Raw genomic sequence first — 22106 nt, forward strand, 5'->3', positions numbered from 1 at the left:
GCCCGGGACGTCGAGACGGACCGGCCCCGCCGGTATCGGGACCGGCCGGCCCGGCCGGTACGCCGGAGCCTGCCGACCCGCCCGTACCTCAGAGCCGGCCATCCCGCCCGGTACACCGAAGCCGGCCGACCCTCCCGGTACGGTGAGGCGCATGCCCGACACACCCGCCGCGCCCGTGATCCTCGGCAACGAGCCCGGCTCGTTCCCCCGCAGTGTGCTGGCCGAACGGCACCCCGCGATCATCCAGCAGGTCCGGGACGCCTTCCCCTACGATCCCGGGCAGCACCGCGCCCTCGACGCCCTCCTGAAGAACTGCACCGAGGGCCCGATCGAACCCCTCCCCGCGACCGCCCCCGACCACGACCAGTGGGCGTCCTGGGGCACGGACGCCTACGCCGGACACTCCTGGTACGACGTTCCCTGGCTCTGGTCCGAGAGCTACTTCTACCGCCAACTCCTCGATGCCGTGGGCTACTTCGGGCCCGGCGCCTGGCAGGGCATCGACCCGTTCCGGCCCTTCAAGCGCGCCGAACTCGACGCCCCCGAGACGGACGAGGAACTCGCCGCACTCGACGCGCTGGAGGACAAGTCGTCCGAGGAGCGCGACCGGGCCCTGCTGCACGGCTCCCTCTGGGGCAACCGCGCTGACCTCGGCTTCCGCCTCTCCGCCGCAGGCGCGGAGTCGGCCGCGCAGGCCCCCGTCCCGGCGTTGGTCGCCGACGACAGCGAACTGCTCTGGTCGCTCCTGTCCGGTACCGGTGCCGGTACCGGCACCCTCTGCCTCGTCGCCGACAACGCCGGCCGCGAACTCATCCCCGATCTCCTGCTGTTGGCCCACCTGCTTGACCAACAGCGCATCGAGCGGGCGGTGTTGCACATCAAGCCGCACCCCTACTACGTCTCCGACGCCACGACCGCCGACGTGGTCGACGCCCTGCACCGGCTGACCGGAGCGCCGGGTGCGGCGGCGACGTACGGCCGCCGCCTCTGGTCGGCGATGGCGGACGGCCGCCTCACCGTGCGCGCCCACCCCTTCTCCTGCGCCCCGCTGCCGTACGCCGAGATGCCCGCCGACCTCCGCGCCGAGTTCGCCGCCGCCACCCTGACGATCGTGAAGGGCGACCTCAACTACCGCCGCCTGGTGGGCGATCGCCTCTGGGCCCCGACCACTCCCTTCGCGGACGTCACCGCCTACTTCCCGGGCCCGGTCGCCGCCCTGCGCACCCTCAAGTCCGATGTGATCACGGGCCTGGACGCCCGCACCGAGGCCGCGCTGGTCGCGGCGGAGGAACAGCGCTGGCGCACCGGCGGCACCCACGCGCTGATCCAGGTGCGGGCGTAAACGGGGTGTCCCCGGCGCCCGTCGTGTTGTTGGGTCGTCACTGACGTTCTTGTCGCACGAGGGGAGTACGACCGAGATGCGTATCGGAGTGGCACCGCACCGACTGTGGCCCGACCGGGACGAGGAGGTGGACGCGGTCCTTCAAGTCGCCGTCAGAGCCGAGGAGTTGGGGCTCGACCACGTCTTCGCGAGCGGCCACGCGGTGGCCGGTGCGACCGGCGTGACCCCGGACCCGCTGATCCTGCTGGCCGCCGTGGCCGGGGCGACACGGCGGATCGGGCTGGTCACCAGCGTGCTGGTGCTGCCGCTGTACAACCCGCTGATCCTGGCCCACCAGACCGCCACCCTCGACCGGCTCTCAGGAGGCCGCTTCACGCTCGGTGTCGGCACCGGCTGGGACACCGAGGAGTACGCGGCCGTCGGCGTCCCCTTCGCGGGGCGGGGCCGCCGGACGGACGAACAGCTCGCTGTCGTACGGCAGTTGTGGCGTGGCGAGGGCTCCGCGCGGCTCGGGGTGCTGCCCCGCACCGAGGGCGGACCCGGCGTCTGGATCGGTGGGCAGAGCGACGCGGCACTGCGCCGGGCCCTGCGCTTCGGCGACGCCTGGCACGGCTCCGGGGTCGACGCCGAGGGGCTCACCGGGGTGCGGGCGCGGCTCGACGCGCTCGGTGACGAAGTGGGACGCGACCCCGGTGAACTGGCGCTGACAGCAGGGCTGTTCCTCGTGCCGCCCGGGTTCACGCCCGCGGTGAAGGTGCCGGGGCGCCCGCTGGGCGGAGCCGACGCGAGCGCCGAGAGCGTACGGGACGAACTCAGCCACCTGGCCGACGCCGGACTGGTCTCCGCGTCGCTGTGGCTGCCGGTGGCCACGGAGGCGCTGCCGGACGCGCTCGCGTGGGTCGGCGAGGAAATCGTTCCGCGTCTCGCGGGGGAGTGAAGTCGGGCTGGAGTCCGGTGAGTTGATCACGTCGTGACGTGCCGCCGGGCCGCTGCGAGGGCGGCCCGGCGCCGGCTCAGCCCAGCCGTACGTCCTGCCACACCATCCGGTGGTCCGACGTGACGACCGTGGTGCCGTCGCCGACCAGCCGGTACAGGGGGTCGTCCGAGGCCGGCCAGAACACGCCGTTGCCGCGCGGAACCAGCCCCTTGGACGGCAGGACGTGGTCCACGCGCAGATTGCCGGGGCCGTGTCGCCGAAGTCGCCCGTGGCGTAGGCGGGGTTGCCGATCTGACCGGCGTTCGCGCCGCCCTGGAGCCTCGCCGCCTCGACCCCGCCCGCGCTGGCGGGCGGCTTCGCGGGCAGGTTGATCGCCGGGTGGTCGAGGAACTGCCGTACGGCGTGGTCGTAGCTGTCGCCGTCGTACGGATCGGCGTTCTGGTCGCCCGCGATCACGAACCGCGCGCCGGGCCGCAGGCCACCCCGGACGCCCTTGTCGTCGTAGAGATAGGCGCTGCGCGCGTGGCCGCCGATGTAGTCGGCCCAGAGCCGGATCTCGTCGTGGTTGCGGCGGCCGTTGCGGTCCTCCGTGCCGTCGAAGGTGGGCGGCGTCGGGTGCGAGACCAGGAAGTGCACGGTCTCGTGGCCGAGCCGGACCGGCACGTCCCAGTGGCTCTTGGAGGAGAGCCGGAAGACCGCGCGGGCCGCGTCGCTGTAGTAGCCCGGCGGGATCACGTTGCCCGGCATGTCCTTCCACAGGAAATGCTGGAAGGTGCGCACCGTGCGGGCGTCGATCGGGAACTTGGAGAGGACGACCATGCCGTACTGCCCAGGGAAGAAGCCGTAGCCGAACGCGTCCTGGCCGTACGCGTCCGAACCCGGCGTCGTCACCACGCCGTTCTTCCCGTCGAGGTCGACGCCCGAGGGGACGCCCGTGTTCACCGGGCCGGTGAAGTGGTACGGGAAGTGGATCGGGCGGGCGCCGTTGTGGCCCCGGGACAGGTAGTTGTCGAGGAACAGGCGGACCGCCGCGCCGCCCTCGACATAGTCGAACTCGTTGATCAGCAGGATGTCGGGGTTCACTCGCTGGATCGTCTCGGCGACGTTCTGCGCCTGGGCGTTGCCGGGCGTCGAGAGGTCCGTGACCAGCGCGCCCTGAGTGGCCCGGTTGAGCGAGGCGTTGAACGTGGCGAACCGCACGGTCCGCCCGGACCCGGACCGCTCGGACGCCGCCGCCGGGAACGCGGCGGTGCCGGCCAGCGCCGCCCCGGCCAGGGAGGCGAGCGCGGTGCGGCGGGAGAAGGAGCTGGAATGGTTCATCGGGACTCCGGTGAGGGAGGGGACACGTGAACCCCCGTAGTCTGCGCGCGTAGAAGTGAACGTCACAAGATGCCGGGGAAACTCATGGGTTCACCGGTGATTCACGCGATGGTGTGATCATGTCCCCCGCCCGGGATGGCCGTCGAGAGCCACGGGTAGGGCCCGGCCATGACCCAGCCGTTCGAACTCCCGCACTTCTACATGCCGTATCCCGCACGCCTCAATCCGCATCTGGACGAGGCCCGCGCCCACTCCTCCGCATGGGCGCGCGAGATGGGCATGCTGGAAGGCTCCGGGATCTGGGAGCAGGCCGACCTCGACGCGCACGACTACGGCCTGCTCTGCGCCTACACCCACCCCGACTGCGACGGGCCCGACCTGTCGCTGATCACCGACTGGTACGTGTGGGTGTTCTTCTTCGACGACCACTTCCTGGAGACCTTCAAACGCAGCCAGGACCGCGCCGGCGGCAAGGCCTACCTGGACCGGCTGCCGCTGTTCATGCCGCTCGACCTGGCAACTCCCCTACCGGAGCCGGAGAATCCGGTCGAGGCGGGGCTCGCCGACCTGTGGGTGCGCACGGTGCCGTCGATGTCCGCCGACTGGCGACGCCGCTTCGCCGTCGCCACCGAGCACCTCCTCAACGAGTCCCTGTGGGAGCTGTCCAACATCAACGAGGGGCGGGTCGCCAACCCCGTCGAGTACATCGAGATGCGCCGCAAGGTGGGCGGCGCGCCCTGGTCGGCCGGTCTGGTGGAGTACGCGACCGCCGAAGTGCCCGCGTCCGTCGCCGATTCGAGGCCGCTCAGGGTCCTGATGGAGACCTTCTCCGACGGCGTCCACCTGCGCAACGACCTCTTCTCCTACCAGCGGGAGGTCGAGGAGGAGGGCGAGTTGAGCAACGGCGTGCTCGTCCTGGAGACCTTCTTCGGCTGCACCACCCAGGAGGCCGCCGACACCGTCAACGACGTCCTGACCTCCCGGCTCCACCAGTTCGAGCACACCGCGTTCACCGAAGTGCCCGCCGTGGCCCTGGAGAAAGGTCTCACCCCCGACCAGGTCAGGGCGGTCGCCGCCTACGCCCAGGGCCTCCAGGACTGGCAGTCCGGCGGCCACGAGTGGCATCTGCGCTCCAGCCGCTACATGAACGAAGGCGCCCTCGACAACTCGCCGTTGAACGGACCGACCGGCATCGGCACCTCCGCCGCCGACGTCGGCGCGCTGCTCGCCGCGGCCGGCGCCGAACGGCTGCGCGCCTACACGCACGTGCCCTTCCAGAAGGTCGGACCGTCCCAACTCCCCGACTTCTACATGCCGTTCGAGGTTGAACTGAGCCCGCACCTGGACGGCGCCCGCCACCGACTCGTCGACTGGATGCACTCCGTCGGCATGCTGGAGGAGGGCGTCTGGGACGAGGAGAAACTCGCCGCCGCCGACCTCCCGCTCTGCTCGGCCGGCATCGACCCGGACGCCACCGAGGAGGCCCTCGACCTCAGCTCCCGCTGGCTCGCCTGGGGGACCTACGGCGACGACTACTACCCCCTCGTCTACGGCGTCCGCGGCGACCTGGCCGCCGCCCGCGTCACCACGGCACGCCTGTCGGACTGCATGCCCATCGAGGGGCCGCCGGTCATCGTGCCGGTCAACGGCATGGAACGCGGACTCGTCGACCTGTGGGCCCTCACCACCGCCGAGATGCCCGTGGACGACCGGCGCACCCTCAAGGACGCGATCAACACGATGACCGAGAGCTGGGTCTGGGAGCTGTCCAACCAGATCCAGCACCGCGTCCCCGACCCGGTCGACTACCTGGAGATGCGCCGCGCCACCTTCGGCTCCGACCTCACCCTCAGCATGTGCCGCATGGGCCACGGCCCGAAGGTCCCGCCCGAGGTCTACCGCACCGGCCCCGTCCGCGCCCTGGAGAACGCGGCCATCGACTACGCCTGCCTCCTCAACGACGTCTTCTCCTACCAGAAGGAGATCGAGTACGAGGGTGAGGTCCACAACGCCATCCTTGTCGTCCAGAACTTCTTCGGCATCGACTACCCGACCGCGCTCGGCGTCGTCCACGACCTCATGACCCAGCGCATGCGCCAGTTCGAACACGTCGCCGCCAACGAACTGCCCGTCGTCTACGACGACTTCGGCCTCTCGGACGAGGCGCGCGAGATCATGCGGGGCTATGTGACGGACCTCCAGCACTGGATGGCGGGCATCCTGAACTGGCACCGCGAGGTCGACCGCTACAAGTCCGCCTACCTGGCCCGCCGTTCGCACGGCTTCGTACCGGACCGGATCCCGGCGATGCCCTTCGCCTGACGGACCGTCACCCGAGATCCCCGGGGTCCCGGACCCGCTCCGCCACGTCCTCGGCGAGCTCCCGTACGGCCGTCGCGGCGGCGCCCGAGAGCTCGCCGAGTATCGCGTCGGCGGCGGCCAGGGTCACCTGGGCCTCCTCCGGGAGGTTCGCGTCGGCCAGCGCGCGGGTCAGGGCGTAGTGCTCCTCGGCGACGAACCGGCCGAGGTTCACGCCCTGCCAGTGCCGGAGCGACTCGTCCCCAGGGGTGGTCAGCGTGTCCCGGAGGGTCGCCAACGTCCCTCCGGCCGCAGCCAGTTGGCCGGTCTCCCGCTCCAGGCGGGCCTGCGTCAGCCGGGCCGAGACGCGGTCCCACGCCGTCTGCTGGAGGGCGGCGTAGAGGCGCTGGGCGCGCAACGCCTGGACGTGGTCGCCCACCTGCTCGAACTCGTGGGCCAGCGTGCGCAGGGGAGACGGGTTCAGCGCCTTCGGGGCACCCGGCAGCCGCAGCAGGCTCTGGTCCATCTCGATCTCGTCCAGTCGGCGGATCAGGGCCGCCCGCGCCAACTCGGTGAACCCCTGGTCGGCCGCCAACCCGGTCCAGGTGGACGGGGGTTCGTCGGAGGGGTCCGTACCGAAGAGCGACTCGTCCAGCTCCCGGGCCCACTCCCGCAGGGCCGCTCCGTCCGTGTCCGGTCCCGGCAGCTCGCTCAGCCCGCACGCGGTGTCGAAGTCCGTCTCCCGCACCTCGTGCAGCAACGACAGATCCTCGGCGTGCCCGCGCAGCCCCACCAGCACGGCGGCGAGCCGCAGTTCGTCCGTCATCGACGACTCCGTCTCGTGCCGCAGCAGATGCCGCAACAGCTCCAGATCACCGTCCGCGCGGTCGAACTGCGCGGCCCGCAGGGCGAGTCGACGCCGTACGGGGTCTCCGGCCACCGTGTCCCACGCCGTACGGTCGCCCGCGCGCAGCGCCGCCAGATCCGCCCGCCCCTGGGCGAGCACCGGCTCCCACAGCGGGGGACGGGGGTGCCGGTCGAGGAGGGCGTAGGCGCCGCCCTCCTCCGCGTTCAGGAGCAGGAAGTCGGGCTCCGTGCGCAGCAGGGCCGTGTGCAGCATGCCGATCAGCTCGACGGGGGAGCGCTCGGACAGGCCCAGAGCGGCGCGGAGTTGAGGCCTCGCCTCGTCGAGGCCGTAGTCCTCGCGGAACTCGTCCTCCGTCTCCGTGACCGCCGCCAGGATCTTCTCCGGACCGTCGGACGGGGACAGGTCCAGATGGTCGCGCCAGCCGGGCAGACCGATCACCAGCTCCAGCGCTTCGTCGACACTGGAGCCGATGATCCCGGCCGAGCCCTCGGAGTCGGCGTACAGCACGGAACCGTCCGCGCACACGAAGTACGTACCGCCCGTGTCGTCGCCCGCGACCGGCCGCAGCGGGCCGCCCGAGGCCAGCCGGACCGCCTCGCCGTGATGTGCTCGGCGCAGGTCGAAGTCGAAGGGGAACGCGGCCAGTTCGGCCAGGTGGGCGTGCTCTTGGAGCAGCCGCAGGGCGTGATCGGTCATGTCACAGAACGTAACAGGCGGTACTGACAGCGAGCCGGGCCGCTGCGAACACCCCTGGTCGGACGACTGGACGGTCAGGCGGTCAGCGTCTCGGTCCGTGCGGCGTGCTCGACCGCCGCCCGGGCCAGGGCGCGGACCACCGGGTGCGGGCGGGTGCCGTCGCCGGACAGTTCGGGCTGGAAGAGGGTGGCCAGGAAGAAGGGGTGGCCGGGGAGTTCGGCGATCCGGACGTGTCCGTCCTCGTCGTGTCCGGAGAAGCGCAGCCCGTGGGCGCGCAGGGTGTCGAGGTGGCGGGTCGGGCCGTAGGAGCAGAAGTAGCGCTCGACCGTGTGCCCGGAGCCGATCACCGACTCGGCGAGCGACCCCGCGTCGATCGTGACCGCCGCCTCGTGGCCGACGAGCGAGCAGGCCAGCGGTTCGATGAGGAGGTCCTCGGCGTCGGGGTCGTTCTCGGCGTGCGCGACCCGGGTCAGCCCGCACACGTCGCGGGCGTACTCCAGGAGCGCGTGCTGGAAGCCGCCGCAGGTGCCGAGGAAGGGAATGCCCTCCACGCGCGCGGTGCGGATCGCGGACAGGACGCCGGCCTCGCTGCGGTACGGACTGCCCGGCAGCACCCACACGGCGTCGAACCCGCGGACCGCGTCCTCGGCCTCGGCGTCCTCGGAAGGGATCCAGTAGGCGTCGAGGACGAGCCGGTCGCGTTCGGCGAGGGCGTCCAGGATCAGCGGGAGACGGGTGTGCGAGACGACGTTGGAGGAGCGGTCGCCGACCAGGGCGACACGGGCGGTCCGGTCCGTACGAGCTGCGGTGTTCGTCATGTCCCTCATCCTGGGCGCGGGCCGAGGTTCACGTCCAACGATGATTCGTGCACCCTCGATAAGCAGAGCTGATGCAGGCCGGGCATCCTGTCCGGTATGGATCCGCATCTCCTGCGCACGTACGTCACCGTGGCCCGGCTCGCCTCCTTCTCGGAGGCCGCGCGCGAGCTCGGCTACACCCAGTCCGCGGTGTCCCAGCACATCGCCGCCCTGGAACAGGACCTCGGCGCCCCGCTGCTCACCCGCCGCCCGGTCACGCCCACGGCCGCCGGCGAACGGCTCCTCGAACATGCAGCCCCGTTGCTGCTGCGCCTGGACGCGGCCCGCGCGGACGTCGTACGGATGGCCGCCGCGCCCGAACGCGGGCTGACCCTAGCCACCGCGCCGACCGCGCTCGGACCACGTGTCCTGGCCGCCCTCCCGCGCGCGGGAGTGGCCCTCCGGGTGCTCGCCCGCGACGAGATCCCGGCCGCCGTGGCCACCGGCACCGCCGACCTGGGCCTGGTCGACGGGATCGCGGCCCCCAACGACCCGCTACGGCTGCCCGACGTGGCCCCGCTGACCACGCACGGCGTCGCCGAGGAACCCGTGTGCGTCCTGCTCCCCGACACACATCCCCTGGCCGGCCGCCCCGCCCTGCGCCTCGGTGACCTCGCCGCCGCCCGCTGGCTCGACGCCCCCGACGCGGGCGTGCCCCTCGCGCGGCTCCGCGCGGCGAACGGCGGCGGCGCCTTCCGCCCCGCCCTCCGCTACGACGGCACCGACGTCCGCGTCCTCACGGCGCTCGCCGCCGCAGGCCACGGCCTGACCCTGCTGCCCCGCTCGGCGGCCACCGGGGTACCGGGCGCGGTCGCCGTCCCGCTCACCGAACCACGGGTCGTGCACCGTACGGAGCTTGTGTACGGGGGTGCGCCGCGCGGGGCGGCGGCTCGGTTGGTGGGGAAGCTGGTGGAACGGGAACGGCACCGGGAGTGAGGCACTACGCGCGCGTGCCGCACGCGCGGCCGGGTTCCCTCTCCTGACCGTCGGTCAGTCTCACTCGTTCGTGGCACGTCGGGCGCCGGTGCGCCGGGTAGAGCACCTGCCGGAGGCGATCCATGGAACAGACTGCGTTGCGTCCCAAGCCGATGCCCGGTCAGGAACCCGGCGGCGGCACCAAGCCCGGCGCCGCCCGGCGCCCGCATGCCGCGCGGCGTCGCGGCCGACGGCTCGTCACCCTGCTGTTCGGCGTGTTCGTCGGGACCGTCCTGGTCCTGACGGGGGTCGGACTCGGCACGGTCGGCGCCACGGTGATCGGCATGAGCAGACTCGCCGAGATGCAGCGTCAGGCGGCCCGGCAGCCGACGCCGGCGGCCGACCCGTCCGGCCGGCCTGCCGCCTCCGCGAACCCGTCGCCGTCGCCGTCACCCAGGTCCGCCGCCGCGACGCTCGGTGTGGAGGCGGTGGACGCCGACAAGGCCGGCGCCCTGATCGTCGGCGTCCACCTGCCCGGCCCCGGCTACACGGCCGGCCTGATCCGCGGCGACGTCCTGCTCACGTTCGGCGGCACCCGTGTCGACTCGGCGGCCGACCTCGCGCGCGCGGTCGCGCGTGCCCACCCCGGGGACGAGGTCACCATCACGGTGCGCCACCACAGCGGCGGCTTCCAGCAGTTCACGGTGGTGCCCGGGTTCGTCGTCTGACACGCGCGCGAGCCGTCGGGCGTACGAGCCGGAAGCGTGCCGTTCCCGTCGATCGGCTCGCGTGGCCCCCCGGGTGCGGGCAGGATGCTGACCGTAGACCCCTGCCGTCCGTCTCGCCCGTCCTCGGAGGCCTGAATGACCGGTAGCACGCCCGCGCCCTTCAACGCCGCCGACTACCGGGCCCGCATGGACCGCGCCGCCCGGGCCGCCGCCGACGCCGGTCTCGCGGGGCTCCTGGTGGCTCCGGGCCCGGACCTGGTGTGGCTCACCGGCTACGCGCCCACCGCGATCACCGAACGGCTCACCGTCCTCGTCCTGGCCCCCGGCCGCGCCCCGGTCCTCGTCGTCCCCACCCTGGAGGCCCCCGACGCGGCCAAGGCGCCCGGCGCCGACTCCCTCACCCTGCGCGACTGGACCGACGGCAAGGACCCCTACGCCGCCACCGCCGCCCTCCTCGACGCCACCGGCCGCTTCGGCATCAGCGACAACGCCTGGTCCATGCACCTGCTCGGACTCCAGAAGACACTGCCCGACACCACCTACGCCTCCCTCACCGACGCCCTGCCGATGCTGCGCGCGGTGAAGGACACGGCGGAACTGGACCTCATGGCGGCCGCCGGAGCGGCCGCCGACGCAACGTACGAAGAGATCCGGAAGGTTCCCTTCGCCGGCCGCCGCGAGTCCGACGTCGGCGCCGATCTCGCCGATCTGCTACGGCAGTTCGGGCACTCCCAGGTCGACTTCACGATCGTCGCCTCGGGCCCCAACGGAGCCAACCCGCACCACGAGGTCGGTGACCGTGTCATCCAGCAGGGCGACATGGTCGTCCTCGACTTCGGCGGTCTGAAGGACGGCTACGGCTCCGACACCTCGCGCACGGTCCACGTCGGCGACCCCAGCGACGAGGAACAGCGCGTCCACGACCTCGTCCGCGAGGCCCAGGAGGCCGGTGTCCGCGCGGTGCGTCCCGGAGTCGCCTGCCAGGAGGTCGACCGGGCCGCCCGCGCGGTCATCGACGACGCCGGATACGGCCCCTACTTCATCCACCGCACCGGCCACGGCATCGGCGTCACCACCCACGAGCCGCCGTACATGATCGAGGGCGAGGAACAGCCCCTCGTGCCCGGGATGTGCTTCTCCGTGGAGCCCGGCATCTATCTGCCCGGCCGCTTCGGGGTGCGCATCGAGGACATCGTCACGGTGACCCGGGACGGCGGGCGCCGGCTCAACACCACGGCCCGCGAGATGGCCCTGGTGGACTGACGACGACCAAACGACCAGGAGCCCCCGACACCCCGAACGGCGACGGCGCGACCCATGACCCAGGCACCGACACCCACCGCGGACACCGTCCGCCGACTGGTCCGTTCCCTGCTGGAGGACGGCGGTACGGCCGACGGCGGCGGACCCGAGATCCGGCCCGTCACCGAGGGCGGCGAGCACGCCACGTGGTGGGTCGGCTCCCGCCATGTGCTGCGCCTCGCCCCGAACCGTCCGGCCGCCCTGCGCCAACGCCGCGAACTGCGCCTGCGCGACCTCGTACGGCCGTATCTGCCCGTCGCGGTTCCGGCGAGTGTGGCGCACGGCGAGTGGGCGCCCGGGCTCACCTACACGCTGGACACGAAGCTCCCCGGCCGTTCGGGCGAGGACCAGGACGTCTCCGCCGTCGGCGAGGCCGACCTGGCCGGGCTGCTCACCGGGCTGCGCGAGGTGCCCGCCCGGCAGGCCGAGTCGCTCGGGATCCCGCGCACCGCCCCGCGCTCCCTGGAGACGCTGCGCCTCGCCGCCGAGCAGGCCGCCGAACGGCTCGCCGCCGCCGACGAGTTCGACGCCGGGCGTCTCCACCAGCTCACCCAGCCCGGCGCGATCCAGCTCGCCGCGCAGTCCGCCACGGCGGTCCTCGTCCACCACGGCCTCAAGGGCGAGCACCTCGTGGTGAGCGCCGACGGCCGGGTGCGCGGTGTCCTGGACTGGACCGACGCGACCCTCGGCGACCCCGCCGAGGACATCGCCGGGCTCGCCCTGGCCGTCGGTTCCCCCGCCGCCGTACGCGCCGCCACCCTCGCCGGCTACGGCGCCCGCCCCTGCCTGCGCGGCCTCTGGCTCGCCCGCTGCGACACGGTCGTCCGTCTCGCCGACCACCTCAAGGGCCGCGACACCGGCCCTCTCCCCCTCCTGAGAGCCCAACTCCGGCGCACCTGGGAGGCGATCCTGCTGGAACGGGTGACGGAACTGCGGGGCGGGGACGGGGAGTTGTAGCGCGTAAACGTATGCGTAAGCGTTTACGCCTGCGCCAGCACCACGCACGACTCCCCGGGCACCCGCAGCAGCCCGTCCGCCCCCGGCGCCTCCACCGGCTCCCACGCGGCCAGGATCTCCGCCGGGCGGGTGCCCAGGGGGATCGCGGCCGGTTCCTTGCCGAGGTTCACCGCGACGCGTACGTCGCCGCGCCGCAGCGCGAGCCAGCGGGCGTCCTCGTCGTAGGCCACCTTCGTGTCGGTGAGGTCGGGATCGGTGAGGTCGGGCTCTTCGTGCCGCAGCGCGATGAGCCGGCGGTACCAGGCCAGCACGCGCGCGTGGGGCTCGCTCTCCGGTTCCGACCAGTTGAGGCAGGAGCGGTCGCGGGTCGCCGGGTCCTGGGGGTCGGGTACGTCCTCCTCGGCCCAGCCGTGTGACGTGAACTCCCGCCGCCTGCCCCGCCGTACGGCCTCCGCGAGGTCCGGGTCGGTGTGGTCGGTGAAGAACTGCCAGGGCGTGCCCGCCGCCCACTCCTCGCCCATGAACAGCATCGGGGTGAAGGGTCCGGTCAGTGTGAGCGCGGCGGCGCAGGCCAGCAGGCCGGGGGAGAGGGACGCCGAAAGGCGGTCCCCCTGGGCGCGGTTGCCGATCTGGTCGTGCGTCTGGCTGTAGCCCAGCAGCCGGTGCGCGGCCACGCGCGTGCGGTCCAGCCGCCGGCCGTGGTGGCGGTCCCGGAAGCTGGAATAGGTGCCGTCGTGGAAGTAGCCCCCGGTCAGCGTCTTGGCGATCGCCGCGAGCGGGGCCCGCGCGAAGTCCGCGTAGTAGCCCTGCGATTCACCGGTCAGCGCGGTGTGCAGGGCGTGGTGGAAGTCGTCGTTCCACTGCGCGTGCAGCCCGAGACCGCCCTCCGCGCGGGGGGTCACCATACGCGGGTCGTTCAGGTCGGACTCGGCGACCAGGAACAGCGGCCGGCCGGTCTCGGCGGCCAACGCGTCGACGGCGGCGGACAGTTCCTCCAGGAAGTGACACGCGCGCGTGTCCCACAGCGCGTGCACCGCGTCCAGCCGCAGCCCGTCGATCCGGTACTCGCGCAGCCACGCCAGCGCGCTGCCCAGCAGGAAGGCGCGCACCTCGTCCGAGCCTGGCGCGTCCAGGTTCACGGCGCTGCCCCAGGGGGTCTGGTGCGTGTCCGTGAAGTAGGGGCCGAACGCGGGCAGGTAGTTCCCGGACGGGCCGAGGTGGTTGTGCACCACGTCGAGCACGACCCCCAGGCCCAGTTCATGGGCCCGGTCCACGAACCGCTTGAGTCCCTCGGGGCCGCCGTAGGGCTCGTGCACGGCCCACAGCGAGACGCCCTCGTAGCCCCAGCCGTGCCGGCCGGGGAACGGACACAGGGGCAGCAACTCGACGTGTGTGACGCCCAGTTCGGCAAGGTGTCCGAGCCGGTCGGCGGCCGCGTCCAGGGTGCCCTCGGGTGTGTACGTGCCGACGTGCAGCTCGTAGAGGACCGCGCCCGGCAGCGGGCGCCCGGGCCACGCGGCGCTGCGCCACGCGTATGCCTCGTGGTCGACGACCGCGCTCAGCCCGTCCGGGCCGTCCGGTTGCCGGCGCGAGCGCGGGTCGGGCCGGGGCGGGCCGTCGTCCACCGCGAACCCGTACCGTGTGCCGTCGCCCGCTTCCGCCTCCCCGCTCCACCACCCCGCGCGCTCGGGATCGCGCTCCAACGCGCGCGTGGTGCCCTCGCAATGGAGCGTCACTCGGTCTGCCTGTGGTGCCCACACCTCGAACTGCACGGACGGTTCCCCTTCGTCTGCTCACCGGGATGTAGCCCGTCCATCGTGCGTCAAACGAGATCAATCCGCTTTTGAATCGACCCCTTTGGCGCAGGTGTCGTCATCTTCGCGCGCGTGCGGGCCATTTCCGCGTCTTCTGGACACCCGGGGTTCACTGCCCGACAATCACGAGCGTGACGTCGTCCTTCGAGTTCCACACGTACCCCGCGCGGTTGTCCGACGCGGAGCGCGACAAGGCGCTCAAGGTTCTCCATGACGGCGTCGCCATGGGACGGCTCTCCCACGACACGTTCATCCGGCGCATGGAACTGGCGCTCGCCGCCCGCCGGTCCGAGGAACTCGTGCCGCTCACCGCCGACCTGCCCACCGAGAGCCGTCTCTCGCGCGTCCTGTTCGGCACCGTGGAGGCCGTCTCAGGGTTCACGGTACGGCTGCGCAGGGCCTGGCAGGCCGAGCGGCTCCCGAAGCTGCTGCTGCCGCACCCGGGCAACGGACATCCGCTGCGTATCGGCCGCGACCCCGCCAACGGGCTGCGCCTGACCCACGAGACGGTGTCCCGGGTGCACGCCGAACTCATCCGCCAGGGCGGCATGTGGGTGCTGCGCGACCTCGGTTCGACCAACGGCACGACGGTCAACGGCCGCCGGGTGATCGGGGCGGCCGTCGTCCGCGAGGGCGATCAGATCGGCTTCGGACGGATGGCGTTCCGGCTCGCCGTCACCTGAGCCCGGACCCGTTCCGGCCGTCGCCCGAACACAGCCCCACCTCACCTCTGGCCTGGGCATTACCCGATGTGGCGACCACGGGCATGTGTCAAATCCCTTTCCGTACGGCGGTGTTGACGTACCCCGCGCACCGTGACTGACTGTGTGTACACCATGCACACCAGGTGAACCGACGGCACCACGATTGTGGAGGTGTGCCCTGCCGCCACTCCTCCGCTACCCGTCCGTCGACGAGTTGGGCGCCCAGGCCGCCGCGCTCGTCGCCCGCCGCCCCCAGGACGCCCGGCTGCGCCGCGTCGGGACCTCCCGCGCCGGTACGCCCCTGTGGCTGCTCTCCGTGGGCCACGGCAGCCGCCAGGCCCTCGTGGTCGCCGGACCGCACGCCAACGAACCCGTGGGCGGCGCGACGGTGCTGCGGCTGGCCGAACGGGCCCTCGCCGACCCCCGGTTGAGCGAGGACGCCGACGCCACCTGGAACCTGCTCCTGTGCCTCGACCCCGACGGCTCGCGCCGCAACGAGGGCTGGCTGAACGGCCCGTACAGCCTCGGCCGGTACTTCCGGAACTTCTTCCGGCCCGGCTTCCTGGAACAGCCCGAGTGGCTGCCGGACGGCGCGGCCGGGGCCCGACTCCCGGAGACGCGCGCCCTGTTGGAGGTCCAGGACGAACTCCGGCCGTTCCTCCAGTGCTCCCTGCACGGAGTCGACGTCGGCGGCGGCTTCGTGGAACTGACCCGCGACCTCCCGGGCCTCGCCCGACGCGTCGCCCACACCGCGGCCCGCCTCGGCATCCCGCGCGAACTCGGGCCCTACGACACCCTGTACTGGCCGAGCCTCGGCCCCGCCGTCTACCGCATCCCGCCCCCGCGCCCGGGCGACCTCGCCGCGGCCATCACCGAGGCTGCCGTCGAGTCGACCTGGTACCACCCGCACCGGCACGGCACGGTCACCGCGGTCGTGGAGGCACCGATGTGGGGCGTGGCCGGCGTCGAGGACGGCCAACCCCCCACCGACGCGGACGCGTTCCTCCGCACCGTGAGTCACACCCTGCGCGCCGACACCCGCGTCCTGGAACAACTCCTCGCGCGGATACGGCCGTACGTGCAAGGCGGGGCCGAGCCGCAGGCGGGGACGGGCGTCGGGCTGCGGGACGCCTGGCCGCGGCCCGCCGGCGACATCCGCCCCCGGACGCTCGTCGTCTCCGAGGCGGCACGGCTGCTCGCGCCGGTCGACGACTATTTACTGGTGTGTCCCGGGCTCGCCGACGCGTGGGACCCCGATGTCGACACCGGCGCCGCCCGTCCGCTGCCGCCGCTCAACGCCGCTCATCTGGCCGCCCTGCGCATCGCGGGGCGGCGGCTGGCGCTGCGGACGGCGGGGCTGCTGTACCAGCTCGTGGTCGCCTCCGGGCGCGATCAGGCCGGTGTGCTGCCGGAGTTGGACCGGCTGATCGACGAGTGGTGCGCCGACTACCGCGACAACTGCGGGGCGCGCTGGATCTCGGTCGCACGCCAGGTCGAGTACCAGTCGCGCGTGGTGCTCAGCGCGTTCGAACTGGCCCGGCGGCACGCGCCCGTGCGCTCTCGTTCGGGTGAGCCGGGCTGGGGTACGGAGACCGTGGTGCCGATGCACCGGGAATGACGTACTCGATCAAGCCGTACACCTTCAAGCCGTACTCCGTGAGGGCGACCGCGCTCCGAGGTGCCCTGCTCGCCGCGGTCGTGCTCCTCGCCGCCGGTCAGGCACCGGCCCGGGCGGCCGCGCCCCCGCACGGCGTCCGGGGCGACTGGCTCTACCTCACCGTCACCCGCGGGGACGACCGGTCCAGTGACACGCGCGGGACCCTCCTCCTGTGCGACCCGCCCCAGGGGCACGCGCACGCGGCCGAGGCCTGTGCCCAACTGGGCGCGGCGGGCGGTGACATCGACGCCGTCCCGGCCGTGGGCATGATCTGCCCGATGATCTACGCCCCGGTGACCGCCCGCGCGCACGGGGAGTGGAAGGGCCGCCCGGTCGAGTACGCGAGGACGTTCTCGAACGCGTGCGTCATGGCGGCCCGCACGGGAGAGGTCTTCGCGCTCGACACCTGAGGCGCGGGCGCGACGGCGGCGTCACGCCGAGCGCTGGGCACGCGCGCGTGGGACGTCCCCGACCCCGCCCGCCTGCTCGCGCGCGTACAGCGCCGCCGCCACGACCGTGCGGGACTGATGCTCGACCTGGTGTTCCAGGGGCACCCAGCGGGCGCGGAAGCGTTCCGCGAAGGCGTCGCTCCAGGACACCACGAGGTGCTCGAGCAGGGGCGCCGCACGGTCGTCGGTCTCCCGCAGGACCCGCAGCAGCATCGCCGCCGCCCGCAACGGCAACCGGCGGCCGAACGCGTCCACACTGCCGACGTACGCCATCGTCGTGTCGGCCGGCGGCGTGTGCATCCAGTCCGCGGCCAGGCCCGGCACCAGGTCCAGCGCCCACCTCGCGGCCCGCAGCAGCGGCCCGTCGACGCCCTGGAGCCGCGGCAGCGCCTCGGCGAGCACCCGCTCCACCTCCCGCGTGTCCCGCAACAGCCTTCGCGCCAGCCGCCGTATCGCCGCCGCCGGGGCGGGATGCGGTGCCGGGTCGTCCACCAGGTCGCTGGCCCACATCGGCACCTCCACGACCGCGGTCAGACCGCCGTACCGATGGGCGTGGTACCAGGTGCTGTGCCGGGCGTCGTCCGGCATGCTCGGGTACGCCGCGTCCGAACCGGGCGCCGGCATCACATGCACCCCGGGCCCCGAAGCGGGCCAGCCCGCCGCGTCCGAGGCGCCCGTCTCCACCGGGATGCGCAGCTCGGCCGCCGACTTGGCGAACGGCTCGGCCAGCCCCGGTATGTCCTTCGTCAACTGCACCCAACTGCCGCCCAGATCGGTGCCGTGCAGGGTCACCTGGAGGTAGGGCCGCACCTCGTCGATCACCCGGGTCAACGCGCGGGTCTCCGGAGGCAGTCGATCGGGCGGCAGCACGGAGGGCGACCACTCCGGCTGCTCGGGCCCGGCCGGACGGTAGAACCCCAGGTGGTAGTCGAGCAGACTGCGCGGCGCCGGCGTGACATGCAGACTCGCCCCGTCCGGGTCCGCGCAGAGCAGGAAGTGCCAGGCGGTGTCCCACCTCAACTCCCTTTCCCCTACAACCCGTTCGGCGAGGGAGAGGAGCGTGGAGCCGCCGGTCGGCTCGTTGGCGTGGGCGCCCGCGACCACCAGTACCGCGCGCTGGGCGTGCCCCACGGACAGCAGGTGAAGTGGTCTGCCCGCGCGGGAGACGCCCACCTGCCTCAGACTGCACAGGGCCGGCCTGTGCGCGGCCAACGCCCTTGCGGACGAGACCAGTTCGGTCACACTGGGGTATCGCAACTCCGGCAGGAGACTCACCCCCGATTAGTCAGCCCCGGCTTCGCAACCGCAGTACCCCACGGCCTCTGTGAACTGTCAAGGCGACCACGGGGGAGGCTACCGGGGGCGCCCAGGCGCATTTACCGGCAGCCGGTAAGGGAGTTGCTGCCAGCAGGGGGCCAGGGTTTTCCAGGAGGTTTCGCGGGCGTCGGCGCTCGCTGCCGGTGACTCCCCGTCGTGCCACGCGCGCGTACTCCCGCATCGAGAACACCGACGCGGCACCGCGTCACCGCACGCCCGCCGTCCGGCCCGCACCCCGGGCCCGTACGCGGGTGCGAGCCGGTGGCCGGGACCGTCCCACGGCGTGCGGCGGACCGCGTACGCCGGAGGACCACGGACCGCCGGCCTCACCCGTACGGCCGTACGAGGGCTGCGGCCCGCGCGGTGCGGTGGTCGGCTTGGGGGCAGCCGCGTGTGCGCATGGCGCGGACGACCGGCCGCGCCACCCTTCCCCGGTGTGCGGCGGAGCGACGACCACGGGAGCGGACGGCGGTGCTGTGTCTCACGGACGTGCTCGGCACGCGGACCGCGGGCACCCCGGCCCGTCCACCGGGGCCACCGAGCCTGCTCACGGCCGTACCGGACCCGTACCCGCTCTACCGCACCCTCCGCACGCACCACCCCCTCGTGTACGACGAGCCCTTCGGCGCCTGGCTCATCAGCCGCTACGACGACGTCCGCGCCGCGCTCGCCGACCCGCGGCTCGTCCCCCTGCCCGGCGACGGGACCCCGGCCGCACCCGAGGCCGACCCGTTCCTCGGCCGGGCGCTGCGCGGGCCCGCGCTGGCCGCCCTGACCGCCGCCGTCGAACGCGGCGCCCACGTCCTCGCCCGTCGGCTGGCCGCCCGTGAAGAGGCCGACCTGGTGGCCGAGTTCTGCGACTGGCTGCCCACCGCCACGGCCGTGGCCGCGCTCGGGCTGCCGTACGAGGAGACCGCGCGCGTGCACCGCTGGTACCGGGCGGGACTCGGCCGCTCCGGGGGCGTGGGGCCCGAACTGGGCGCCTTCCTGCGCCCGTTGACGGCCCGGCGGCGCGCCCACCCGGGCGGTGACCTGCTGTCCGTCCTGTGCGCCGCGCGGACCGACGACGGCCCGCTGCCGGACGAGACCGTCACGGGACTGGTGGGCACGCTGCTCGGCGCGGCGGGCGGGACCACCGCGCGGGCGCTCGCGTCGTTCCTCGCCAATCTCCTGGATCATCCGGGCCAGTTGACCGTGCTCCGGGCCCGGCCCGAGCTCACGGCGGGCGCCTGGGCGGAGTCCCTGCGCCGCGATCCGCCGCTGCACATCGTGCTGCGCCGGGCCGTCGAACCCCTCGGCGCGATCCCCGCCGGAGCCACCGTCGCCTGCCTCCTCGGCGCCGCGGGCCGCGACCCGGAACGCTTCACCGACCCCGACCGCTACGACGCGTTCCGCCCCGACCCCGCCCCGCTCGCCCCCGAGGCTCTGATCGCCCGTCTCACGGCCGAACACGGCCTGCGAGCACTCCTGACCGCCCTGCCGGGCCTGCGCCGCATACAGGGCGCCCGGCACATGCCCGACGACCTCGTCCACCGTTCGCCCCGGACCCTCAAGGTGCGCACCTAGTCCGCACGGTCCAGCAGCACGACCGGCAGTCTCCCGAAAAGCTCCGCCACGCGTGCGTGCCCCGTGAACTCCCGCTCCGGAGCCAGCACATCGGCCCAACGGCCCGGCGGCAGCGACAGCAGCGTGTCCCGCCAGCCGCCCGCCTCCGCGAGCCGCGCCGACAGCCGGGTCACCGCCGTGACCGCGCTCCCCGAGCGCGCGAACGCCACACAGTGCGCCGCCGCCGGCCCCTCCGCGGTCAGCGGGGTGTACGTCGCCGCGTCGCCGAAGACCTCGGGCCGCCGGGCGCGCAGCCGCAGCGCGGCGGCCGTCAGCGCGCCCTTGTCGCCGGGGTGCGGCGGCGGGAACGGCACCGGGCGGCGGTTGTCGGGATCCACCAGGGCCAGGTACTCGGCCTCCGTGCCCTGATAGAGGTCCGGTACGCCCGGCATCGTCAACTGGACCAGGGCGGCGCCCAGCGTGTTCGCCCGGATGTGCGGCTCCAGTGCCGTCCGCAACGCGGCCACGTGCTCGCCCGGCGCCCCGCACGGGCCCGCCGCGACGAACGCCGCCACCGCCTCCTCGTACGGCGGCTCCTGCTCCGTCCAGCTCGTGTAGAGGCCCGCCTCGCGCACATGCTTCAGCAGCGCCTCCTGGACCCGCTCCGGGTCCGCGGGGCCCAGCCCGAACACCGTCTGCCAGGCTGCCCACGCCAGTTGCGCGTCCGGGACTCCCGCACCGGTGCGGGTCACGTCGGCCAGCACGTCCGCCCAGCGCTCCGGCACCTCGGTGAGCACCGTCAGCGCGGCCCGTACATCGGCACTGCGCTTGGTGTCGTGGGTCGACAGGACGGTGCCCATGGCGGGCCAGTCGCGCTGCACGCGCGCGCAGTACGCGTGGAAGTCCTCCGGGGACACGGCCGGATCGCCCGGGTTCCCGCCCACCTCGGTCGCCGACAGCAGCGGCACATAGCGGTAGAAGGCCGTGTCCTCCACGGACTTGGCCCGCAGCGCGGACGCGGTCTGCGCGAACCGGGTCCGGAACTCGACCTGCTCGGGCCCGTCCCCGTACCGCCCCAGCAACAGCTCCCGTACGACGTCCACGGCGCCCGCCTCCTCGGCGACGACGAACGCCTGCCGGGCCTCGGCCGCCGCCTCCTCGGTGACGACGGCGGCGGTGTCCCCCGAGGTGTACGGCCGGTAGACCTCCAGGCGGACCAGCAGCTCCAGCAGCGCGGTCCGCAGCGCCCAGGGGGCCCGGTCACGCAGCGCGGGCTCCGGGGACGTGGCACACACGCGTGCCGCCACCCGGGTCAGCCGGTCCATCTCGGCGACCAGTTCGTGCGTGAGCACCTTGTACGCGGCCCGCCGTACCGTCGCCTCCCAGTGCCCGCCCCGGTCCGTCTGCGGGGCCGCGAACCTCCGGTACTGGCCCAGGAGTTCACCCGCGCCCGCCGGGTCCGTGAACAGCCCGTCGACCTGCCGTAGGGCGTCGTAGCCGGTGGTGCCCGCGACGGGCCAGGACGCCGGCAGGTGCTCCCCGTCCGCGAGGATCTTCTCCACGACCGTCCAGCGGCCCCCGGTCGCCTCGTGCAGCCGCCTGAGGTAGTCGTCGGGGTCGGCGAGACCGTCGGGGTGGTCGACGCGCAGTCCGTCGACGACACCCTCGTCCAGCAGTCGCAGCATCGTCGCGTGCGTCGCGTCGAAGACCTCCGGATCCTCCACACGCACCCCGATCAGCTCCGAGATGCTGAAGAAGCGCCGGTAGTTCAGCTCGGTACGGGCCAGCCGCCACCACACCGGCCGGTACCACTGCGCGTTCAGGAGCCGCGGCAACGGCAGCTCCCCGGTGCCCTCGCGCAGCGGGAACACATGGTCGTAGTAGCGCAGGACGTCACCGTCGACCTCCAGCGCGGCGATCTCCGCGCCGACCGGACCGCCCAGCACCGGCAGCAGCACCTGCCCGCCCTGCGCCTCCCAGTCGATGTCGAACCAGCGCGCGTACGGCGACTTGGGGCCCTCCCGGAGGACCTCCCACAGGGCGTGGTTGTGGCGCGGGGCCATGGCCATGTGGTTCGGCACGATGTCCACCACGAGACCGAGACCGTGCTCCCGCGCGGTGCGCGAGAGGGCCCGCAGGCCCTCCTCGCCGCCCAGTTCGCCCCGTACGCGCGCGTGGTCGACGATGTCGTAGCCGTGCGTCGAACCCGGCACCGACTCCAGGACCGGCGACAGATGCAGATGCGAGACGCCGAGCGACGCCAGGTACGGCACGGCCGACGCCGCCGCCGCGAACGGGAACTCGGGCTGCAACTGCAGCCGGTAGGTGGCCGTGGGCACTGCCGGGTCGGGTCGCTCAGGTGTCATGCAGACCTACGTACCCGCCCGGCCGTCTTTCGTG

Annotated in this window: 16 protein-coding genes and 1 pseudogene; 11 read left to right on the plus strand and 6 right to left on the minus strand. The window is 73.3% G+C overall.

What is annotated here, in order from left to right:
- Nucleotides 1–151: 151 nt before the first annotated feature.
- Together OG223_RS40375 and OG223_RS40380 are read left to right on the plus strand one after the other, a co-directional pair.
- Nucleotides 152–1342 carry a damage-control phosphatase ARMT1 family protein gene (locus tag OG223_RS40375; RefSeq protein WP_329259959.1) on the plus strand — a complete coding sequence of 397 codons (1191 nt, stop codon included), beginning with the start codon at nucleotides 152–154 and terminating at the stop codon, nucleotides 1340–1342.
- A gap of 76 nt (nucleotides 1343–1418) precedes the next feature.
- Nucleotides 1419–2279 carry a TIGR03619 family F420-dependent LLM class oxidoreductase gene (locus OG223_RS40380; protein ID WP_329265724.1) on the plus strand — a complete coding sequence of 287 codons (861 nt, stop codon included), beginning with the start codon at nucleotides 1419–1421 and terminating at the stop codon, nucleotides 2277–2279.
- 261 nt (nucleotides 2280–2540) lie between these two features.
- Here OG223_RS40380 and OG223_RS40385 read toward each other — a convergent pair.
- Nucleotides 2541–3599, minus strand: a pseudogene (locus OG223_RS40385) (endonuclease/exonuclease/phosphatase family protein); the annotation flags it as partial.
- A 168-nt stretch (nucleotides 3600–3767) separates the two neighbouring features.
- On the opposite strand from OG223_RS40385, the gene cyc2 reads away from it, so the two are divergent.
- Nucleotides 3768–5921, plus strand: a complete 2154-nt coding sequence (cyc2, locus tag OG223_RS40390; protein ID WP_329259961.1) for a germacradienol/geosmin synthase Cyc2 — start codon at nucleotides 3768–3770, stop codon at nucleotides 5919–5921.
- 7 nt (nucleotides 5922–5928) lie between these two features.
- Here cyc2 and OG223_RS40395 read toward each other — a convergent pair whose 3' ends face one another.
- The gene (locus OG223_RS40395) at nucleotides 5929–7461 is read right to left on the minus strand and encodes a hypothetical protein (protein ID WP_329259964.1); all 1533 of its coding nucleotides are present in this window, start codon (nucleotides 7459–7461) and stop codon (nucleotides 5929–5931) included.
- A gap of 74 nt (nucleotides 7462–7535) precedes the next feature.
- Nucleotides 7536–8279 carry a CTP synthase C-terminal region-related (seleno)protein gene (locus tag OG223_RS40400; protein ID WP_329259966.1) on the minus strand — a complete coding sequence of 248 codons (744 nt, stop codon included), beginning with the start codon at nucleotides 8277–8279 and terminating at the stop codon, nucleotides 7536–7538.
- A gap of 96 nt (nucleotides 8280–8375) precedes the next feature.
- Here OG223_RS40400 and OG223_RS40405 point away from each other — a divergent pair, with 96 nt between their 5' ends.
- The 4 genes from OG223_RS40405 to OG223_RS40420 all read left to right on the plus strand — a co-directional run bounded on the left by OG223_RS40405 (nucleotide 8376) and on the right by OG223_RS40420 (nucleotide 12220).
- A complete protein-coding gene (locus OG223_RS40405) occupies nucleotides 8376–9254 on the plus strand; it encodes a LysR family transcriptional regulator (RefSeq protein WP_329259969.1) in 879 nt (292 codons plus the stop codon).
- Nucleotides 9255–9376: 122 nt separating this feature from the next.
- Entirely contained in the window at nucleotides 9377–9961 is a 585-nt protein-coding gene (locus OG223_RS40410; protein WP_329259972.1) for a PDZ domain-containing protein, read from the plus strand.
- 135 nt (nucleotides 9962–10096) lie between these two features.
- A complete protein-coding gene (locus OG223_RS40415; protein WP_329259975.1) occupies nucleotides 10097–11224 on the plus strand; it encodes an aminopeptidase P family protein in 1128 nt (375 codons plus the stop codon).
- A gap of 54 nt (nucleotides 11225–11278) precedes the next feature.
- Nucleotides 11279–12220 carry an aminoglycoside phosphotransferase family protein gene (locus OG223_RS40420; RefSeq protein ID WP_329259978.1) on the plus strand — a complete coding sequence of 314 codons (942 nt, stop codon included), beginning with the start codon at nucleotides 11279–11281 and terminating at the stop codon, nucleotides 12218–12220.
- 23 nt (nucleotides 12221–12243) lie between these two features.
- Here the strand turns inward: OG223_RS40420 and treZ are convergent, their stop codons facing one another.
- A complete protein-coding gene (gene treZ / locus OG223_RS40425) occupies nucleotides 12244–13992 on the minus strand; it encodes a malto-oligosyltrehalose trehalohydrolase (protein WP_329259981.1) in 1749 nt (582 codons plus the stop codon).
- Between the two features lie 173 nt (nucleotides 13993–14165).
- Between treZ and OG223_RS40430 the strand changes: the two genes are divergently transcribed.
- The 3 genes from OG223_RS40430 to OG223_RS40440 all read left to right on the plus strand — a co-directional run bounded on the left by OG223_RS40430 (nucleotide 14166) and on the right by OG223_RS40440 (nucleotide 16805).
- Nucleotides 14166–14717 (plus strand): DUF1707 and FHA domain-containing protein, encoded by a 552-nt coding sequence (locus tag OG223_RS40430; protein ID WP_329259984.1) that lies wholly within the window; start codon nucleotides 14166–14168, stop codon nucleotides 14715–14717.
- 184 nt (nucleotides 14718–14901) lie between these two features.
- Nucleotides 14902–16356: a M14 family zinc carboxypeptidase gene (locus tag OG223_RS40435; RefSeq protein ID WP_329259987.1), complete on the plus strand. Its 1455-nt coding sequence runs from the start codon at nucleotides 14902–14904 to the stop codon at nucleotides 16354–16356.
- Nucleotides 16353–16805, plus strand: a complete 453-nt coding sequence (locus tag OG223_RS40440; RefSeq protein ID WP_329259990.1) for an SSI family serine proteinase inhibitor — start codon at nucleotides 16353–16355, stop codon at nucleotides 16803–16805. Before OG223_RS40435 ends, OG223_RS40440 begins: the two co-directional genes overlap by 4 nt.
- Nucleotides 16806–16826: 21 nt before the next feature.
- Here the strand turns inward: OG223_RS40440 and OG223_RS40445 are convergent, their stop codons facing one another.
- On the minus strand, nucleotides 16827–18119 hold the full coding sequence (locus OG223_RS40445) for a M14 family zinc carboxypeptidase (RefSeq protein WP_329259993.1): 1293 nt from the start codon (nucleotides 18117–18119) through the stop codon (nucleotides 16827–16829).
- A gap of 441 nt (nucleotides 18120–18560) precedes the next feature.
- Here OG223_RS40445 and OG223_RS40450 point away from each other — a divergent pair, with 441 nt between their 5' ends.
- Nucleotides 18561–19727 carry a cytochrome P450 gene (locus OG223_RS40450; protein ID WP_329259996.1) on the plus strand — a complete coding sequence of 389 codons (1167 nt, stop codon included), beginning with the start codon at nucleotides 18561–18563 and terminating at the stop codon, nucleotides 19725–19727.
- On the opposite strand, the gene treY is transcribed toward OG223_RS40450, so the two are convergent.
- The gene (treY, locus tag OG223_RS40455) at nucleotides 19724–22072 is read right to left on the minus strand and encodes a malto-oligosyltrehalose synthase (protein ID WP_329259999.1); all 2349 of its coding nucleotides are present in this window, start codon (nucleotides 22070–22072) and stop codon (nucleotides 19724–19726) included. The genes OG223_RS40450 and treY overlap by 4 nt on opposite strands.
- Between the last annotated feature and the right edge of the window lie 34 nt (nucleotides 22073–22106).

Origin of the sequence: Streptomyces sp. NBC_01478 (genome assembly GCF_036227225.1) — a bacterium.
Lineage (GTDB): Bacteria > Actinomycetota > Actinomycetes > Streptomycetales > Streptomycetaceae > Streptomyces.

Excerpts from the sequence above, each read along its gene's own strand:
- OG223_RS40375 (WP_329259959.1), top strand. The coding sequence starts at position 152 with ATGCCCGACACACCCGCCGCGCCCGTGATCCTCGGCAACGAGCCCGGC.
- OG223_RS40380 (WP_329265724.1), top strand. The coding sequence starts at position 1,419 with ATGCGTATCGGAGTGGCACCGCACCGACTGTGGCCCGACCGGGACGAG.
- cyc2 (WP_329259961.1), top strand. The coding sequence starts at position 3,768 with ATGACCCAGCCGTTCGAACTCCCGCACTTCTACATGCCGTATCCCGCA.
- OG223_RS40395 (WP_329259964.1), bottom strand. The coding sequence starts at position 7,461 with ATGACCGATCACGCCCTGCGGCTGCTCCAAGAGCACGCCCACCTGGCC.
- OG223_RS40400 (WP_329259966.1), bottom strand. The coding sequence starts at position 8,279 with ATGACGAACACCGCAGCTCGTACGGACCGGACCGCCCGTGTCGCCCTG.
- OG223_RS40405 (WP_329259969.1), top strand. The coding sequence starts at position 8,376 with ATGGATCCGCATCTCCTGCGCACGTACGTCACCGTGGCCCGGCTCGCC.
- OG223_RS40410 (WP_329259972.1), top strand. The coding sequence starts at position 9,377 with ATGGAACAGACTGCGTTGCGTCCCAAGCCGATGCCCGGTCAGGAACCC.
- OG223_RS40415 (WP_329259975.1), top strand. The coding sequence starts at position 10,097 with ATGACCGGTAGCACGCCCGCGCCCTTCAACGCCGCCGACTACCGGGCC.
- OG223_RS40420 (WP_329259978.1), top strand. The coding sequence starts at position 11,279 with ATGACCCAGGCACCGACACCCACCGCGGACACCGTCCGCCGACTGGTC.
- OG223_RS40440 (WP_329259990.1), top strand. The coding sequence starts at position 16,353 with ATGACGTACTCGATCAAGCCGTACACCTTCAAGCCGTACTCCGTGAGG.
- OG223_RS40450 (WP_329259996.1), top strand. The coding sequence starts at position 18,561 with ATGGCGCGGACGACCGGCCGCGCCACCCTTCCCCGGTGTGCGGCGGAG.
- treY (WP_329259999.1), bottom strand. The coding sequence starts at position 22,072 with ATGACACCTGAGCGACCCGACCCGGCAGTGCCCACGGCCACCTACCGG.